General features: G+C 38.7%; 13 protein-coding genes, 2 pseudogenes and 1 other annotated feature. Of the genes and pseudogenes, 9 read left to right on the top strand and 6 right to left on the bottom strand.

Annotated elements, in window-relative coordinates:
- Positions 1–3 precede the first annotated feature (3 nt).
- Complete coding sequence (locus ACG916_RS18050; RefSeq protein ID WP_006582679.1) at positions 4–3,204, top strand: tyrosine-type recombinase/integrase; 3,201 nt, start codon at positions 4–6, stop codon at positions 3,202–3,204.
- A gap of 325 nt (positions 3,205–3,529) precedes the next feature.
- Here the strand turns inward: ACG916_RS18050 and ACG916_RS18045 are convergent, their stop codons facing one another.
- Positions 3,530–3,748, bottom strand: a complete 219-nt coding sequence (locus ACG916_RS18045; protein WP_000550047.1) for a hypothetical protein — start codon at positions 3,746–3,748, stop codon at positions 3,530–3,532.
- Positions 3,749–5,056: 1,308 nt separating this feature from the next.
- Here ACG916_RS18045 and phnC point away from each other — a divergent pair.
- From phnC to ACG916_RS18020, 5 genes are all read left to right on the top strand, one after another.
- Entirely contained in the window at positions 5,057–5,788 is a 732-nt protein-coding gene (phnC, locus tag ACG916_RS18040) for a phosphonate ABC transporter ATP-binding protein (protein WP_078390317.1), read from the top strand.
- A 67-nt stretch (positions 5,789–5,855) separates the two neighbouring features.
- The gene (gene phnD, locus ACG916_RS18035) at positions 5,856–6,716 is read left to right on the top strand and encodes a phosphate/phosphite/phosphonate ABC transporter substrate-binding protein (protein WP_078390316.1); all 861 of its coding nucleotides are present in this window, start codon (positions 5,856–5,858) and stop codon (positions 6,714–6,716) included.
- 18 nt (positions 6,717–6,734) lie between these two features.
- Positions 6,735–7,532 carry a phosphonate ABC transporter, permease protein PhnE gene (phnE, locus tag ACG916_RS18030; protein ID WP_004757464.1) on the top strand — a complete coding sequence of 266 codons (798 nt, stop codon included), beginning with the start codon at positions 6,735–6,737 and terminating at the stop codon, positions 7,530–7,532.
- A gap of 29 nt (positions 7,533–7,561) precedes the next feature.
- Positions 7,562–8,569 (top strand): phosphonate dehydrogenase, encoded by a 1,008-nt coding sequence (locus ACG916_RS18025; RefSeq protein WP_044432324.1) that lies wholly within the window; start codon positions 7,562–7,564, stop codon positions 8,567–8,569.
- A complete protein-coding gene (locus tag ACG916_RS18020; RefSeq protein ID WP_264361666.1) occupies positions 8,566–9,423 on the top strand; it encodes a LysR family transcriptional regulator in 858 nt (285 codons plus the stop codon). The genes ACG916_RS18025 and ACG916_RS18020 overlap by 4 nt, the downstream gene beginning before the upstream one ends.
- Positions 9,424–9,916: 493 nt before the next feature.
- Here the strand turns inward: ACG916_RS18020 and ACG916_RS18015 are convergent.
- The 4 genes and pseudogenes from ACG916_RS18015 to ACG916_RS18000 form a co-directional block, all read right to left on the bottom strand.
- A protein-coding gene (locus ACG916_RS18015; RefSeq protein ID WP_085947552.1) for an IS3-like element ISAba21 family transposase occupies positions 9,917–11,082 on the bottom strand; the annotation gives its coding sequence in 2 pieces (ribosomal slippage) (positions 9,917–10,824 and positions 10,824–11,082; 1,167 coding nt in all).
- Positions 11,083–11,148: 66 nt separating this feature from the next.
- A pseudogene (locus ACG916_RS18010) lies at positions 11,149–11,292 on the bottom strand (SOS response-associated peptidase); the annotation flags it as partial.
- 246 nt (positions 11,293–11,538) lie between these two features.
- Complete coding sequence (locus ACG916_RS18005) at positions 11,539–12,645, bottom strand: ImmA/IrrE family metallo-endopeptidase (RefSeq protein ID WP_000482094.1); 1,107 nt, start codon at positions 12,643–12,645, stop codon at positions 11,539–11,541.
- Between the two features lie 12 nt (positions 12,646–12,657).
- On the bottom strand, positions 12,658–13,368 hold the full coding sequence (locus tag ACG916_RS18000) for a hypothetical protein (RefSeq protein ID WP_001052588.1): 711 nt from the start codon (positions 13,366–13,368) through the stop codon (positions 12,658–12,660).
- A gap of 884 nt (positions 13,369–14,252) precedes the next feature.
- On the opposite strand from ACG916_RS18000, the gene ACG916_RS17995 reads away from it, so the two are divergent.
- Together ACG916_RS17995 and ACG916_RS17990 are read left to right on the top strand one after the other, a co-directional pair.
- The gene (locus tag ACG916_RS17995; RefSeq protein ID WP_000484193.1) at positions 14,253–14,939 is read left to right on the top strand and encodes a phosphoribosyltransferase; all 687 of its coding nucleotides are present in this window, start codon (positions 14,253–14,255) and stop codon (positions 14,937–14,939) included.
- Positions 14,940–15,332: 393 nt separating this feature from the next.
- Positions 15,333–16,532, top strand: a complete 1,200-nt coding sequence (locus ACG916_RS17990; protein WP_348883989.1) for a tyrosine-type recombinase/integrase — start codon at positions 15,333–15,335, stop codon at positions 16,530–16,532.
- Positions 16,533–16,580: 48 nt separating this feature from the next.
- Here the strand turns inward: ACG916_RS17990 and ACG916_RS17985 are convergent.
- A pseudogene (locus ACG916_RS17985) lies at positions 16,581–17,814 on the bottom strand (IS3 family transposase).
- Positions 17,423–17,539, bottom strand: a sequence feature (AL1L pseudoknot). (Overlaps the previous pseudogene by 117 nt.)
- A 163-nt stretch (positions 17,815–17,977) precedes the next feature.
- On the opposite strand from ACG916_RS17985, the gene ACG916_RS17980 reads away from it, so the two are divergent.
- Positions 17,978–18,526 (top strand): TIR domain-containing protein, encoded by a 549-nt coding sequence (locus ACG916_RS17980; RefSeq protein ID WP_016653413.1) that lies wholly within the window; start codon positions 17,978–17,980, stop codon positions 18,524–18,526.
- Positions 18,527–18,831 lie beyond the last annotated feature (305 nt).

The raw sequence follows: 18,831 nt of genomic DNA, 5'->3' as shown, positions 1-18,831 counted from the left end.
TGTATGCAAAAAATCAAAGAACTAATAAAACCACAACTAGATGATCTATTTGTTGATATTCATAAAATGGTGAAAAAGTCGCTAGATAGACAGCCTTCTCCACCTGAAGTATTGACGAAAGAAATGCAGCAAAAACTTGATCAGCAGATCGCTGAAAAATGGCATGACATTAAAGATAGTGTTGATTGTTTGAGTCAAAAGTTGAGCCGAGACGAACAATCAAAACTGATGCAATTTACTGAAGATGAATTTAATAAAAGAAGGAAGCAATTCAACCAGAATGTAGATAAAAAATCATACAGAATTAAGCTAAATCCACATACTAAACGGATCGTACTGCCTAGAAAAATTGAGAGTACAGAGTCACGGTTAGAACAGGGGCATCTACATATCCATGTACTTAAGGAATTAAGGCAGTATTGGCAAGATTCATTTGAATATTGGAATGAACCAAAGTACTTATGGGGAAATTTATGCTTAAGTTTTATATATATTTCAGGCTGTGCAGATGAACAGCATTTGATTGCTATTCAGAAGCAATTGCAGGAGGCCATTGAGCTTGGTACAGATCTGAATTGTTTTCGGTTATACCATTCGGACTACAAAAAAATCACTAATCCATTGTTACTACATTATCGTGTTGAAAACTCTCAATATGGCAACGATGTAGAACAGGGAAAGTTGTACCAATGGAAACATGTTTTTTTTAACCCATATGCGCAGTTCATTTTGCAATATTTAAAAAAGTTGAAAGCTACTCAGAAAGAATTTTGTCTGCAACATTCAGTTGAAGATTGTATTTTAGAAAGCTTGAGTAAGATAGGCAGGAAAAAAAGTCTTGGGGATCTGCAATATCAAATTAAACGCCGTGGATTTCGTGCATTTAATGATGTGCAAATGGTACTCGAATTTAATCCAAACCTCAGCATAGATATATTTTTGAGTAATGTGCTTCAGCAAGAGATTAATACTGTTGCTTTAAGGCCATCCGAATTTAGATTGCTGTGGAATAATGATTACAATCAAGTCACAGAACCAGATAATCGCCCTATTCATTTTGAACAAGAGCAGTTACTTCCTGAAGTTCCGACTGTTCAAAGCAAATTACAAACGATTCCGTATGAGTTGATGTTGTTTGGTCAAAAGAAACGTAAAGGTCAAAAAGTTGAGCGTTTAGATAAAAAGAGGAATAAAGAAGAACGCACGCTACGTTTTTGGCAAGAAACTAGAAGGGTGTTAGAGGAGAAGATAGTTGATGCTAATACAGAGGAAAAGTCTTTAATTGATGCTCAACTACGCTTAATTCACTGGTTAATGCATTTAAAAAAACGAGGGCTTCAATTATCAACTATTGAAAGCTACTTAGGATCGTTTGGCAAAGAATTTATATTTGAGATTTGGCTCAATAAATTAGATTTAAAGCAACAATCCATAGATGACTATGAGGATTTATATCGGCAGCTATTGAAATACAGCAGTGAACGTGATGAAAAAGCAGTTCAACGAGATTCGGTGAAAGGAAAAACCTCTCGTAAGATGCACCAAAGCGCAGAATACCGTTTTGGTCGCCTAAAAGATTTTCATCAATTCTGTATAGAGAATTATGATGCTCCAGGGGTATTGGTGCTACAGAATTCAAGTTTTAAGCATTTACAAATTTGCAATGCACGGCTAGTGAGTCCTTTGCTATTTGGCAAATTATTGGAAAAACTAGAAAATTTAAGTCAAGAGCCAACGGCATCAGAGTGGGTCGATCATCTGAGTTGTTTAAAGCTGATGTATTTACTAAGTTATAGAACTGGACTTCGATTAAATGAAGTTCGTTGTCTTAAAATACAAGATATTATTTGCCCAGAGCTACTTTATAAAGAAAAAGAAAATACAGTTTTTAATAATATCACGCTTCATATCCAAGACAATTCATATCGCCGTCTGAAAACGCGAAGTGCGAATCGTCAAATACCATTGAAAATTGCATTGTCAGAACATGAGTTTTTAGTAGTACAACGTTACATACAACATCGTTATGAGCAATATTTGGTTAATCAGCAGGATGATCTACTTTTTAGTGTGAATCATCGTGTATTAACTGATCAATGTATCAGCAAAATTACAGTAGATTTGTTTAGTCAAATATTAGGTATGCATCATGGCTTTAGTTTTCATACATTACGCCACAGTGCTGCTAACTATCTAGCAATAACTTTGCTCGGTTCAAAAGAAATGATCAAGACCTACACAGATTGTCCTTGGGTAAAAGCAAAAAAGATGAGGGATTTATTGTTTGGTATGAAAGCACGTGCTCAAGAAGAGATTATTCAACATAAATGGCAGGTGCTCGCCTCTTGGATGGGGCATAGCAGTATTGAGCAAACGGCTTCAAATTACCTTCATGTTTTGGATTTATTAGCAGTCGATCGAATTTATAATTCGCCGTGTATCATTTCAAAAAAAGTATTAGAACAGTGTTTTAGTCCAGTGAAGTCAAGTACAGACTACATAAACCTAAATCGTTATACTCAGCAGCAGAAATGGTTTAATTCTTATCAGCAAACACAGCCAGTTACGATGGCTGGCCGACAAGAAAAGAAGTTTAGTATAGAGAAGAGTACTCTGACACCTTTTCAACGTTTGATAAGTTTTAGAGAAGGTCGTTTAAGCGAAGATACCCAAGCTCAAGAATGGATGCAACGATGTCAATGGATGAGCACTAAATGGATGGATCGCCAAAAATTTAATTTAAAAACGAATTATGTTTATAGTAAGAATTTAGAAGAGAGTTGGTTTGATGAACTTTACGAAAAGGCTAAAAAACTGACTCGTCCAGATGAAATAATTCCTCTCCTTGATTTTCATTATAAAGATGATAGGCAGCAAGATGCACTGAAAGAAAAGAACATGGTTAAGGCGCTTAAAATATTATTATTATTTGGAAAACTGCGTAAGAATTTTCTACATTTTCAATGCCGAATGAAAGGTGATGAGCAACAAATTGTTAATTTTATTACTGGTATAGAGCCAATGTTAGGAGATCATCTGTATTTAGAAAAACAAAACTACCCAGTTAATTTGGATGCTCCTGAGCGAACCGTTAAATTTAGTTTTCAAAGAGTTGTCGGCTCTAACAAAAAAAATGTTACTCCGCTGGTTATATTTAATTTAATGTTAAAAATGATGCAAAAAGATGAACTCTGGTTGAAATAGCCTAAGCAAACTAAAAGGGGAATTGTTTAAAAATCTCTCTGGTTATAAGTAAACTGTCTTTATGAAAAGCATCATACTAACTTTGATTCATAATAAAGGGAATTTAAAAGCTTTAGCATCACAATTTGGTCACTGGATTTTAGACAATAGTGTAAAGATTAGCACTTTGGTAAATCGATGAGCTAAAGTGTTGTAGTCCAAACTCGATCTGACAATTACCCATTTTTTAGTGTGCCCGTCAGGTTAAATTTGAACTGAATTTTTCTCAGCCCAAATTCATTTCCAATCAAGTTATGTTTCAAGTGGCGTGCGAACACTGCACAATTTAATTCACGGTGCCTAAGACAGGTATCAACTTCGGACCAGCCATTCTAGCTTTGCTAATGATTTCCACCAGCTCATCATAAGTCAGTTCAAACTTATCCTCACTATCAAATACATAGACCATATTCTTGCCTTCATGTTCAGGTGGAGTAGGTGGTACAAATCGTTTCGGGATAAGAATTTGTGCGAGTTGTTCGTCAGTTAATTTAAATAAGTGCATGTTTTTATCCTACTCTTGCTGCTTCAGTTTGCAGTCTATGCACTTCTGCATTGACTGCTGAATGCGGTACAAATCCAAAGTTGAGTTGGCAATGCCAGTAAAACTTCGGTCTACAGGACAGCATATTTTTGCTGCTCTGTAGTTCTCCAATCACACCCCTTTTTTGAGGGGTGTGATTCTTCGTTCCTGATTCCTCAAAAGCATCCAATTTTCTGCTGAAAATCGGCACAGCAATTTCATTGTTTTTCTTCTCAAAAGCCGCTCTATTTTTTCGCTTTTGATCTAAATTATTTTGCGATTTCTTTTATATATTTTTAAAGCTTTTAAAGCTTTTAGCCAGCCTGTAACCATTGCAGTGTAACGATTACAGCGTCCATAAGACTACAGATTCCGACCTTAAAGACGACAGATTCCGACCTATTGACGACAATGTTTTATTAAGTCAGTATAACGCTATAGTTTAACGGATGCGTTTAATGGCTAAGGAAAAGAAATACGGTTTAAGTACCGTTGCACAAAGCAATAAATTGGTCGAAGCGATACACGGCATGACGCTCACTGAAAAGCGACTTTTCATCCATGCTAGCGGTCTAGCGCGACAGCAAAATTTGAAGGAAGGAGAAGTTCTAACCATTACCCCCGCCAAAATAGATATCCATAGTGCGATATGTAGTTGCAGAGTGCCTAACAATATTACTATCTAGGAATATTTTCATGGCCATGCCTAACGAGGCTGTAGCGAAACTCCCAGCCGAATTTTACCCATTAAAGCGGTCCAAATAACAAACATATTTCATGCTGCTATTCAAATTCCAGCTCACTAAAGCGCAACAACTTCGCTACTTTTCAAATAGCCGCGCATCACCAAAAATAAAATATTTGTACTTCGAGTTTTGCTACAACTTCAACGAGTCTGTAGTAAAAGGAATCCGTAAAGACACTTATCCACAGCACTCTCTGTATTGATTAGTAGTAGGTTAAAAGCCACGCAAACGATTTTACATAATCGCCACTTATGAGTAGTGACGTAATTTTAATGTGTCTCGACCTATTTTGAGCCTTCCAGCTGCGTTCGGCCAGAAGCGGACGCCAGGGTGTGCCTTAAAATCCTGCTAAACCCCTCCCAGCTAGCTCCGCCAATTACCGGCGCCTCACTGCATACCAATTGGAAGTCTTATAGCCAAGCGTTTGAGTGCGATTGCTAATTGCTCGCAATAAAACTGTAACATTGAGTCGTTATGCTCACCTCATTATCTGATTTCGTAATCAAAAATAAAGATTGATTACAACAACGAGGGTCTGGCAGCAATGATTCAACTTCAAAATATTACCGTCCAGTACGGACAAATGATTGCGTTGCATCCAACTTCACTCACGTTTCAACAGGGACAGTTTTCAGTGTTGCTCGGTGCCTCTGGTGCAGGCAAATCAACAATGCTCCGTTGTCTTAACCTGATGCAAAAACCCACTAGCGGCAATATAAACATTACAATGTTAGGTTCATTGTTGGACAAAAAAATATTGCAAGAGCATCGTCGGCGTACTGGCATGATATTCCAGCAGCATCAATTAATTGGTCGACTTTCTGTTTTGCAAAATGTGCTAATGGGTAGACTAGGTTATCACTCGACGCTTCGTACTCTTTTTCCTCTATCGAAGGAGGATCAATCTATTGGATTACACAGCCTTGACCGCGTTGGGCTACTTCACAAAGCACTCTCACGAGTGGATGAGTTAAGTGGCGGTCAGCAACAACGCGTGGGTATAGCTCGGGCATTAGCGCAGCGACCGGCACTTGTTTTGGCAGACGAGCCTGTGGCAAGCCTTGATCCAGCAGCCGCCAACAAAGTCTTGGCGCTCTTACACCAGATATGCAAAGAAGACGGCATAACCGCTGTAGTCAGCCTACATCAAGTCGATCTCGCTAAACGCTATGCTGACCGAATCGTCGGTCTGGCTCATGGCAAGGTTGTGTTCGATGCAATACCAGCGGCTCTGACACAAACGCATGTAACTGAACTCTATGAACAAAAAGCGTAATTGAATTCAAACATTCCAAATATTACTCATAACCATTGTTTAACTTAAGAACTGAGGAGAAATAACCATGAAAAAGCTATTCGCTGTACTGGCTCTAATATCGTTTTGCCTCTTAGGTAGTGTCACATATGCCGCACCTAATCCTGACCCCGGCACATTAAAAGTTGCTCTCTTGCCTGATGAAAATGGATCAACCGTCATTAAAAATAATAAGCCTCTAGAGATGTATCTTGAAAAAGCTCTGGGCAAAAAGATTGAGCTTATTGTTACCACTGACTATTCATCAATGATTGAAGCAATGCGGTTCGGTCGTATTGATCTTGCATATTTTGGGCCCTTGTCTTATGTATTGGCCAAACAGAAAAGTAAGATTGAACCATTTGCAGCAATGCAACAAAAAGGCACAACAACTTATCAGTCAGTGCTAATTGTGAATAAGGCGGCGGGCATCAACAACATCACAGATATCAAGAAAAAAGCCGTTGCCTGGGGTGACAAGGCCTCTACATCCAGCCACCTGATCCCCAAATCAATGCTTGCTGATAAAGGATTATTTGCCGGAAAGGATTACAAGGAGCATTTCGTAGGCGCTCACGATGCAGTGGCGATGGCAGTTCAGAATGGACACGCGCAGGCCGGTGGTCTGAGCAAGCCCATTTTCAAATCGCTCGTTCAGAGCGGCTTGATCGATCTAAACAAAGTGAAGGTCTTAGTGGAGTCAAAACCGTTTCCTCAGTACCCATGGACTATGCGCTCTAACTTAAAACCAGAGCTAAAAGTAAAAATTCGTGCTGCCTTCCTCGATTTGAAAGATCCGAACGTGTTGAAACCATTCAAGGCTGATGGATTCGGGCCTGCAACAGATAAGGATTACGATGTCGTGCGTGATTTAGGTAGTTTGCTAAAGCTAGATTTTTCCAAGTTCTAATTTTTTGAGGTCTCTACAATGAATACGAACTTCGAAGCCATATTGTCAGAGCAGCGCCAAAGCTGGAATCGAGTAGTTAGGTATGTGATATTGATTTTAGCTATTGTCGTCGGATGTTGGTATTACGTTGGTCTATTTGATGGTGAGCGTTTAGGCGAAGGCGTGCCAAGTCTTGTTAGTCTCATTGGTGAGATGTTCCCTCCCAACTTTAGTGAGTGGAGAGCATGGGTCAAGCCAGTGCTCGATACCTTAGCCATGAGTATTGCTGGAACCGCCATCGCTGTGCTTTTGTCCGTGCCCTTGGGTATTTTGGCTGCACGCAATACCAGTCCACATCCAGCGGTCTATCAGGCTGCGCGTGCTCTGTTAAATGTGTTGAGATCTGTTCCTGAGCTTATTATGGGTATAGTTTTCGTGGCAGCTGTCGGCTTTGGTGCACTGCCGGGTGTGTTGGCATTAGGCCTGCACTCAATCGGCATGATCGCTAAGTTTTTTGCGGAAGCGATTGAGCATACAGATCAAGCACCAGTTGAAGCTGCGCAGGCCGCAGGTTGCAGCCCGCTACAAGTGATATTTCATGGCATTTTTCCGCAAGTATTACCGCAAATGGCCGACACCGCGATTTATCGGTGGGAATACAATTTTCGCGCCTCAACGGTGATGGGAATGGTCGGTGCCGGCGGTATAGGTTTCGAGTTGATAGGATCGCTGCGTCTTATGCAATACCAAGAAGTATCCGCGATATTGCTGGTCATTCTTGGGATGGTGACGCTAGTTGATACATTCAGTTCATTCTTGCGTCGCAAGTTCAAGTAGCTAACCCATATAAAAAATCAGGTATACACATGAAACAAAAAATAGTTCTTACCCACTGGGTTCATCCTGAAATTATCGATTATTTACAATCTGTTGCGGATGTCGTTCCCAACATGACCCGCGATACTATGTCGCGCGCAGAATTGCTGGAGAGAGCAAAGGATGCTGACGCACTGATGGTATTCATGCCTGACAGTATCGATGATGATTTTCTTGCGTCCTGCCCTAAATTGAAGATTGTAGGTGCAGCACTCAAAGGCTATGACAACTTTGATGTCGATGCTTGTACCCGCCGTGGTATTTGGTTCAGCATCGTGCCGGACCTTCTGACCATCCCAACGGCGGAGCTGACAATTGGATTGCTTCTTGGCCTGACTCGCCATCTGGCCGAGGGGGATCGCCGTATCCGAACTCACGGATTTAACGGGTGGAGACCGGAACTATACGGAACGGGTTTAACAGGACGCACACTCGGAATCATCGGTATGGGTGCGGTCGGGCGAGCGATTGCGAAGCGCTTATCGAGTTTTGATATGCGGGTGCTTTATTGCGATGACATCGCCTTGAATCAAGAGCAGGAAAAGGCCTGGAATGCACGACAGGTGAGTCTCGATGAATTATTAAGTAGCAGTGACTTTGTTGTACCTATGCTGCCAATGACGCCGCAAACTTTGCACTTATTGAATGCAGAAACAATTGGCACAATGCGCACAGGAAGCTACTTGATCAATGCGTGTCGTGGTTCAGTTGTCGATGAATTAGCTGTTGCCGAAGCACTTGAATCTGGAAAATTGGCGGGTTATGCGGCAGATGTTTTCGAATTGGAAGAGTGGATCCGTGTTGATAGGCCAACAGCTATTCCGCAGGAGTTACTGACCAATACAGCGCAAACATTTTTCACCCCACATTTGGGGTCTGCGGTCGACGACGTGCGTTTCGAAATCGAGCAACTAGCAGCCAATAATATCTTACAGGCACTGACCGGCCAAAGGCCATCCGATGCTATCAATAATCCAATTTTGGAAGGCGTTAATTGATCAATCTTGAACGCGTAGTTACTTTTCTGGCTGTCGTGAATCGGGGTGGCTTTCGTGAAGCAGCCAAGCACACAGGGCTCTCACAGTCAGCTGTGACTCAGCATGTTAGGCGCCTAGAAGAGTCGCTGAGTGTCAATCTGATTGTGCGAAACAACGCAGGTAGTACGCTCACAGAGGAAGGCAAAGTGTTTTTGCCTTATGCGGAAAACCTAGTGCGCACCGGATCCAGAGCGTGCGCATTATTCGACACAAATCGTCTTGTAATAGGCGCGAGCTCGAATATCGGCATCTATGTATTGCCACCGCACTTGAGGCGGTTCAAGAAAACAGCAACTTGCAATTTTGATGTAGTCATTGGCGATAATCTTACCATTGTGAAAAAACTGGAAAACTTTGAAGTCGATGTGGCCATTATGGAATGGTGGGATCAACGAGAGGGATTTGATGCATGCGTTTGGCGAAGTGAAGCACTAGCTGTGATTGTGCCGGTGGAGCATCCGTGGGCCAAATTGGCGAGTATTCCATTAGATTGGCTGAAGGGAGAGAAATTGCTGGGGGGAGAAACAAGTAGCGGCACAGGGCGTCTGTTACAGCATTTTTTCGGAAGCGTGGCAGATTCTATTGGTGTATCTATGCAGCTTGGAAGCACAGAGGCGGTTAAACGGGCAGTACAGGCAGGCTTGGGTATTTCATTGGTGATCTCTTCGTCTGTGGTCGATGAGTGCGAGAGTGGTCGACTAAGAAGCGTTAAAATTGAAGGGATCACCCCCTACAAAAATCTTTACGTTATTTGTCGTGGCAATATGCTTGAAAATACACCATCGGCACATTTCAAAAAATTTCTACTTCAGTAGATGGATGGTATGTTGTTTATGCCAACAGTTAGAAAGTGTGAAGTTTGCCGTGACATATCATGATTTTAAGTTGATGGTAGCATTTTATTCATTTGCGTTATTTCTCTAGAAGGTAGGCGTCTAAATACTAAGTTTTCTACCTTTAAAAGGCCATATCGAACATCCACTTTAATCTGCGGTATCAAGAGAAGATTATTTTTTGCGAACATCCGCTTTGGGCACAACTGAGCCGGTTCTGGTGCTTTGAAATTAATTTAGATCAATTGCATCGCATATCCACCAGCTAACGTGTCCGTTAGTCTCACTAGCCCCTTTTCGGGTACATCTAGTGTGTCAGGTGCTTAGGCTCTAGCGCAAAAGGCGTACTCTTAATCTTCTCAAGACTCGCCTGTATCCAACCTGCTTTGGTCGCCTGATCATCACTGTGGTCAATGTCCGCGTCATTCAAACCTGATATGTGCTGAATTAGCAGGAGACTTTCACTTGGGATATGCTAGGCAGCTAACCGATAAAAGTTCTCTGCTATTTGATTTGGCGTTTTAAAATCCAAACTCTTTTGAATTCTTCGCTGATTATAAAATAACACAATGTATTTTGTAATATCTGCTTTAGCTTCATCTCTGGTTTTATAGTTGCAATGATGCACTAATTCATTCTTGAGTATGCCCCAGAAACTTTCAATCGGTGCATTATCGTAACAGTCCCCACGTTTGCTCATTGAACCTTGAAAATCACATTTTTCCAGTATCTTTCGATATTCATGGCTGCAATATTGGCTGCCTCTGTCCGAATGAATAATTAAGCCTTTCGTTGGTTTTTGATTACGAATCGCCATAGTCAGTGCATTGCAAACAAGTTGTGCGGTCATACGCTCATTTAAGCTATAGCCAACCACTTGTTTCGTGTACAGGTCTTTTACTGCTGCCAAGTATAACCAACCTTCAGCAGTCCAAATGTATGTAATATCGCTTGACCATGCAAGATTGGGCTTAGTCATTGAAAACTGTTGCTCTAGTAAATTTGCGTAGATCGCTCGATTATGATCACTCTTCGTAGTTCTTTTGAAACGCTTATGACGCTTACAATACAGCTGGTTGAGCTTTTTTATTTGACGTACAGCATACGTACTGATTTTGATACCTTGCGCTTGTAAATGCTTAGTTAATCGAATATAGCCATAGCTTTGTTTAGTTTCCTCATGAGCTATTTTGACCAAAATTGTCTGTTGATTTCGCTGAACCAATCTTTTATTCATGCCTCGTTTTAGCCAATCATAAAATCGTGACACTGAAACGTGAAGTAATCTAGCCATAAAGCTAATCGGGAATAAATATCTTTGCTGTTTCATATAGGCGTACCTTACTGACTTTCTTTCGCAAAGTACGCTGCTGCCTTTTTTAGAAATTCACGTTCCATTTCAGCTGTTTTGAGCTGTTGTTTGAGCTTTTTATTTTCTTCGAGTAAGGCATTTAGATCAGGTGAATATTGTTTAGTGCCTGCTAAGGTGCCAGTCTTTGCTTTATTATTCCAATTTGAAAGAGTTTGCATTGAAATGCCAAGTTGTCTGGCTGTTTCCGATACATTGCCTTGATTGGCTTCAATCAATTTTATTGCTTCAACTTTAAATTCTGCGGTGTAAGTCTTCTGTTTCTTGCTCATGGTAAACTCCTGATGAGTGTCTATAGTTTACCAAGTTAAAACCTCCTGTTTTCTCAGCACACATCACTCTAAGTGATCTGAGCCGTTCAGAATGATTGGAGCATGATAGGAAGGGAATACATGATCCTTAAGCTCAAGATCAAACTGGCTTGTATCGACACCTAAGAGTGTCAAATTTCTTTTATTTGGAAATAGGTAATTTGAGCACATAGCCTGATCACATAACTAAAGAATTTATCTGAAATTGTATACGATGCTTTATGGAACACATGGGATTTATGGTGTCAGTTCAAGTAGGCTATATGAAAAAAGTCATGATGGGGCAAGTTACATTTTCAGTTAAAGTATGACTTATGGGATGCAAAACTACGTTGGGCGTGAAGTCATAAAAAAATTAATCAGGATTTTGCATAAATAGTGCGCCGTAAGGCGCATTATTTTTAAGGAAGGTTTGTATTACTCGACAATATATAACTTATGTTTTTTCTTCGGGGGCTCAACTTTAGCTAAAGCATCAAATGTTAATTGATTAAAATCTTCTTCAGAGATTCCAATTTCATCAAGCATTTTATTTTTATCAAAAGATGGTTGTGAGGCTAAAACAGAGATAATTTTGGGCAACATCAAACTCTCATCTCGATGAGTTTCTTCAGGTTCATTAATGTTGTAGCCCAACGAATTGATCTTTATAGAGTTACTACGATTAACCCAATCACTAACTAATCCCAGCTTGTGAGCTTTATAGTTAATAGCCTTCAGGGATGTTCGCCAAATCTTTTTATACTCAATCATATTTTCTAGTGAAAAATAGCGTGGAGCAGTAGAAAGAAATGCATCTGTTGGCATTAAAAATTCAGATGAAAATTGATCCGCTTCAGTTTCGAGAACACGATTATCTTTCTCGACACGAATTTTTTTGTTATGCGTATGCATAACGATATGACCAAGTTCGTGTGCACAATCGAAGCGGGCTCTTTCGGCAGACTTAAATGTATTTAGAAATATGAAAGGGCTACCACTTTCATCATCAAAAAAAGATAGTGCATCAATTTCTCGAATTTCAGTCGGTAATCTAAAGACACGGATTCCCTTTAGCTCACACAACGAAACAATGTTATTAATAGGTTGATTACCTAAAGCCCATAAACCTCTCAACTCTGACGCTAGGTGATCGGCATACTTAGATTCACCCAAAAACTCAGTAATATCTAAATCAGGACGGTGAAAAGTAGGTAACTTTACTTTCTGATTTAAGTACTTGTTAATATTTATTGCTAAAAGAGTATATGCCTCATTAGCTTTTCTATGCTGTGCTTTAATACGAGCAACCGATCTATAGAAGATTTGGTCTGTTTCATGTGGTTGTGTGTCATTACCTGCAAAGAATGACTTGGGTAAATTTAATACACGGCATATATCATCTTGATCATTTTCATTGATTTCTTTATCCACGTCTAAAAGTTGCTTTACCTTAGAGATAGAGCAACTCAATTTTTCTGCGAAATCGGTATTGCTAAGTCCTCGTAATTCTTTAGCAATACGTAAACGATCTTTATTAAACACATTAACCTCAGATTAAACTACAAGCTGAATATCAAAATCATCTGGTTTAATTTCATTAGATGGTTCCAATACTGGCTTAGGATCAGTTTTTACAGGAACTGTATTATCTATTTCAAATGCAATTCTGCAAGTATGGTCACTTGGTAAAATTGAAATTTTTTTCGCTTTTAAGTCCTGTACGAAGCTAGTTGGGTATGCAAATTCAAAAGGAATATTTGGGATATCAATGTCTTTATAGGCTGGATGTGATGCTGAAGGAAAGTATAAAATCCATGTTCTCAATTTTGTCTCATCATCATAAGCAGACTGATTCTCCTTAATATTATTTAATGTCATTAATCCTTTTTCACAGTGTGCTGATACAACTTGATCAGCTAACCCCAATGCAATATTCCCGCTCATAAAGATAATTTGTATTTTCTTTACTGTATTCTCAATTCTTGGCTGGCTGTCATTGTGGAATATCCAAGCAGGATCAGATTGTCGAAGCAGTAAAGCAATCTGTTCTCCAATTTTTCCCCATCGTGCAATAAAGCGTGCACGGTTATAGTGAGTATTTGTTCTATAGTCAGCATCACCGATCATAATTGCGTTTCTGACTAACTCGAGATCAGGTAATCCTAACTGTTTAGCTTTTTTGATAGCATTTTCACCTTTGAAAAAATCACATGGCGTGGGTTCAGAAGGTTGGATTGATTCTTCATCAAGGAGATTTAAATTCATCTTAAAAGTTATCCTAAAGTAGCGAATGTCTTTTTTATAACATCTTTTGATGTTTTAAAAAAGACATTTTTATAAATGTGTGCTATCTTCACTTACAACTTGATAATAAGAATTTTGGAGAAGAGACGTTGAGTAACTTATTCATTAATCATAAAAATTGTCCTGAATGCGGTGGCCGTATCAAAGGCTATTATTACTACTGTGGGCAGTGTGGTAGTCAAAATGTTGTAAACTGGAAGCACACGGGGATATTTTTGTTGATTGCTGGAAAGATTTTTCTGGTTGCTATGCTTTTTTTGCTAAAAAATTTTGTTCAAATCCATTTTTTTCACAAGTTTCATTGTGCTAATTTTTTAAATAATTCATAGAGGTTGATAGTAAAATGAAAGTTAAAGATTTAATTAAATAATTAGAAGAGTTTGATCTGGAATTAGATGTTTTAATTGCTAATGAAGAGAACAAAATCATTGGCATAAAAACCCTAGCCCGATTCTTTGAAATAAGCTATGTTTCTTTTGTTCATCCAGAGACACAAAGAAATGATATGGAAAGAAATGTTGAATTTACCTTTTTAGGAATGTCGACTAAAGACTCTAGAGTTATTGTTTTTATTGACGTTGTTCCATAATTTTCAAGTAGTCAAAATGAGTATACAATATTCATGTGATGCAAGAAGATACAACTGGATAGGATGAGCCCATAAGTATTTGAAGCTGCCTCGTGTATGATCATGGGGACTGTCCAAACAAACGGCTTTTGAGAGTGCTGCCTGATACGAAAAATAATATCCAAGAGATGCTAGCGGTAAATTTAGTGTAAAATTTAATGCTAGCCATCATTAAAACTTATTTAAAAATATGAAGTTATATCGCACAGATTGGAATATGTTTCCTAAAACGGTTATTGACCGTGGTCTTGGAGATGCAACCTCTCATTACATGTATGAAGCTGCTAAAGCAGGGGATGTTGAAAGTGCGTATATTTTAGCTAAAGATTTAGTTTCGGATGAGGCGATTGCTGAACTAGAAAGAATTATCGATGGTCGGGAAACTATTATAGTACCTGTACATGCTGAGGAAGCAGTCGGTCGTAATATGATTCCTTTAGCTACTTCAGCAGTTATAGCAAAGAAACTTGGGCTTGAAGTTGATACGAATATAGTTCAAGCTATAAAAGTATCAAGAACTGGCGGTGATGGGTGGCATAGATTAGCCAACCCACCAGCATTTGATGGGACAATAAACAATGATAAATGTGTTATTATTGTTGATGATACCCAGACCCAAGGTGGTACTTTTGCAGCATTAAAAGGTCATATTGAAACAACTGGGACGAATAAAGTTATTGGAGCATATGCACTGACGGGTAAACAATACTCATCACAATTAGCTCTAAGTAAAGAAACTCTTCAGCAATTGAGGGATGTATATGGTAATCTTGAAGCATGGTGGAAATCGATTTACGGGTACGATTTCGAAAGGCTCACAGAGTGGGAAGCAAAGTATATCCTCAACTCTCGTAAAACAGCTGACGAAGTCCGAGATAGAATCATTGCGTCAAAACAAACGTGATGCTTATGCACTTATGATGAAAATGAATTAATTATTATTTAATTAAGTTAAAAGACTGCTATATAGCGGTCTTTTTTGTTTTTGAGCTCTACAAATTTTAATGAGTACATATAGTTACTTTTATAAAAATGATAATAAAGGGTAGAGGAGGTCATCTAAGAATTTAAAGCACAAGACTTATTTAACATTGATGACAGAAAAAGTGAGTTGTTGGGAACTTAAAGAAGAGGTGGTACTTATAATGGTTACTAAAATACAAATACTTAAAATATTAAATATATAAAACAATATATTACAAATATATATGATGCGTAGTGTACGCATCATATATATTTTCTTCTATTTTGATATAATGGATCTCGTCAATCCGCTGATAGGTTTCATTTAAATTTCATGAGTCTTACTGAAATTAAAGTTCGCCAAGCTCATTGCAAGGAAAAAACTTGTTTTTTATCCGATGAAGATGGACTTAGCCTGAAGATTGAGCCGACTGGAAGAAAATCTTGGTGCTATCGCTATACAGATCCACAAACAAAAAAACGTCGCCGCATTCAGTTGGGGCTTTATCCTGATTTATCGCTGAAAAAGGCACGACAAGTCAAAGATGACTTTAAAGACAATAATTATTGTTTTGAGCATGATACTGTCTCTAATGTCATCACCTTTCGTAAGGTAGGGGAGGAGTGGCTGCAGTTCAAACTGAAAAATGCATTTAATGATTCACCCCGCTGCGGTGTACTACAGTTAGCAGAAAGATGTTTACAGCAAGATATTTATCCAGACCTTCAGGATTTACCTTTTCAAAACATCAAGCGTTATGACCTGGTTTCAGTAATCAAAAAAATAGAGGGACGCCAAGTAAAAGAACCTGTCAAGAAAGCTTGTAGTTATTTGAACCAAATTTATGACTACGCTGTAGCGATGGGTTATTGTGAATTCAACATCGCGCATGGTTTAAATAAAATCGCCATTAACAGTAAAATCAAGAAGAATTATCCGTATTTGAAAGCGGAGGATATATCAGATTTTAAGAAAAATTTATTAAAATTGGATGCCCATCCGATTATTAAAAAAGCACTGCTGTTCAAATTACATACTGGCGTGCGAGGGGCTGAATTGTTATTGGCTGAGCCTCATCATTTTGATTTAAATGAAAAAATCTGGAAAATACCTGCCTTGCATATTAAACAGTTTCGACGAAAAGTCATATTAGGCCATGAGATTCCCGACTTCTTAGTTCCACTTTCAGATCAGGCTTTAGATATTTTAAAAGACGTCATGCAATGGTCATACGGTGAAAAGTACATTTTTGCTAGCCCACGGAAACATAATCAACCGATTCATTTTAATACATTAAATATGGCTATACGTAAGATGGGCTATGGAAAACATCAATTATCCTCTCATGGACTACGTTCCACTTTTAGTACCATTTTGAATGACTCAGGTTTGTTCCAGGATAACTGGATTGAGGCACAACTTTCACATATTGATAAGAACCGTACCCGTGCCAGCTATAATCACGCTGACTATTTAGCCCAGCGGACTGAAATGATGCAGTGGTGGGGTGATTATTTAAGTACTAGTAAGTGAAAATCGTACTGAACCGTACCGGGTTTGTCGGAGACTTTTTTATTTAAGTTAGGCCACCTGACCTAACGGGTTAATCTTATCATAGTACATTGCTTCAAACTCAAAAGGCGATACATAACCCAGTGCACTGTGTACACACTTTTTATTGAACCAATCTACCCAGTTTAGTGTCGCAAGTTGTACATCCGCTAAACCTTGCCAATCTGCTTTTAAATATTCAATCACCTCTGTTTTGTATAAGCCATTCACCGTTTCAGCCAAAGCATTATCATATGAATTACCGGTTGTACCGACTGAAGCTCGTAAATTTGCTGCTTCTAAACGATTGGTATAACGAATGGAAAGATATTGCACACCTCTGTCGGAATGGTGAATCACGTTCTTTGGCATGCCTCGATCATGCAATGCTTGCTCCAGTGCATCGAGCACCATATCTGTATTCATACGTGTTGATACTTTCCATCCAACAATTGCTCGCGAGAACACATCAATAATAAAGGCGGTATAGACCCAGCCTGAATGAGTTTGAATATACGTGAAGTCAGCGACCTGAGAAGCACTGCTTCGCAAGGGTCAGGATGATCTGCATTAAAATTGCGTTTTACTAAGTCATCTGCTCGTTTTTGATCATCTCGGCTACGGGTGGTTTGTTTATTCTTACCACGCCAAACACCTTGTATACCTAGCTTCTGCATCAATCGAGCAACTGTACAACGTGCGATAACATAACCTTCACGTTTCAATTGTTGCCAGACCTTACGCACACCATATCGACCTAAACTTTCTTTCCAAATACGTTTGATTTGCTCTGCATGATGTAAATCATGCAGAGCACGTTTCGCTCGATGTTCTGGGTTATCAACGAGATCTAAAGCCCGATAATAGGTCGAAGCTGCAATCGGTAAAATTCTACAAATCGCTTCAACACCATATCGATCTTTATTGTTCTGGATAAAATCCACCATTATTTGTGTGGGCGGTCGAGCTCCGCCTGGGCGAAAAAAGCGGCTGCTTTACGTAGAATTTCGTTAGCACGTTGCAGTTCTTTATTTTCACGTTCGAGTTGTTTAATACGTTCTTGATCTGAAAGTTGCTGTACTTTAATTGGGTTTTGTTTATCTAAATATTTTTGATACCAAACACGTAGAGTTTCAGGAGTACAACCTATCTTGGGAGCAATAGCGGTGATTGCAGCCCAAGTAGAAGGATAATCTTTTTCAGATTCAATCAATAATTGAACCGCTCTATCTCTGATTTCAGGGGTGTATTTTACTTTTTTCATCGGGACATTCTCTCAAGAAAAGTGGTCTCCGACAAACCCGGTACGGTTCAAAAAAAGCTTTAAGGAATTAGCTGACGAGTGGGAATTAGATAGTTATCTAGAATCTAAACAAGTCTTTTTTAAATTTTTAGAACGCTAAAATAATTTTCAGAGGTCATTTTAATTGTATAAAAATCGCCATAACGTATTCATTAGTTATCATGATAAAAATGATCGTGAGTACAGAGATAAGTTTGAAAAACTTTTTCATGATACTTACGACTTGCTTATATCAAAATCTGTGCAAGATGGTGATATTGCCGAGAATGAACCAGCAGACAATGTACAACGTATCATTAGAGATGATTATTTAAGAGATTCTACTGTTACAGTGGTGCTAATTGGAACAGAAACATGGAAGAGAAAACATGTTGACTGGGAAATAGCTTCAAGTATAAGGAAAACCAAGTATAGCTCTAGATCGGGTTTAATAGGTTTACTCTTACCTAGTCGTGCTGATTTTAAGGCCAAAGGGTTTACCAGAAATACGATTCCACCAAGGTTGTATGATAATCAGAAATGTGGTTATGCCAAAATATACAATTGGAGTACTGATCCTGATTTTATTCATAAAATCATTCATGAAGCATTTCTTCGTAGAGATGAAGTACTTCCTGTAAATTCTAGAACTTTATTTGTGAATAATAGATCTAGTGATAAGTGGGAAGACTAGAAAAATTAGGGCCTGTAAATTCATTTATGTAATTTTTCTAAAATTAACATAATGGTGGTTATACGCAATACACTTGTATATTAATTGAAATATCAATTACTTAAAAATTTAGTCATGACTAAGAAATCAGCAAAAAGCCGACTTTGAAACAAGTCGGCTTTTTTGTGAGCGGTTTTGATATTTTTTGCCAACATTTTTGCTCAAAAAACACTCAAAACAGAAAATCACCTACAATCTATAAGACTTTTAGCCTGAAAAAAATCCACAATTTCTGCGGATAACTCTGGGGCTATTTTTAAGCCATT

This window comes from Acinetobacter legionensis, assembly GCF_048552295.1.
Classification (GTDB): domain Bacteria; phylum Pseudomonadota; class Gammaproteobacteria; order Pseudomonadales; family Moraxellaceae; genus Acinetobacter.
Note: the sequence above shows the minus strand (reverse complement) of the source record. Positions and strands in the feature narration are given on the sequence as shown.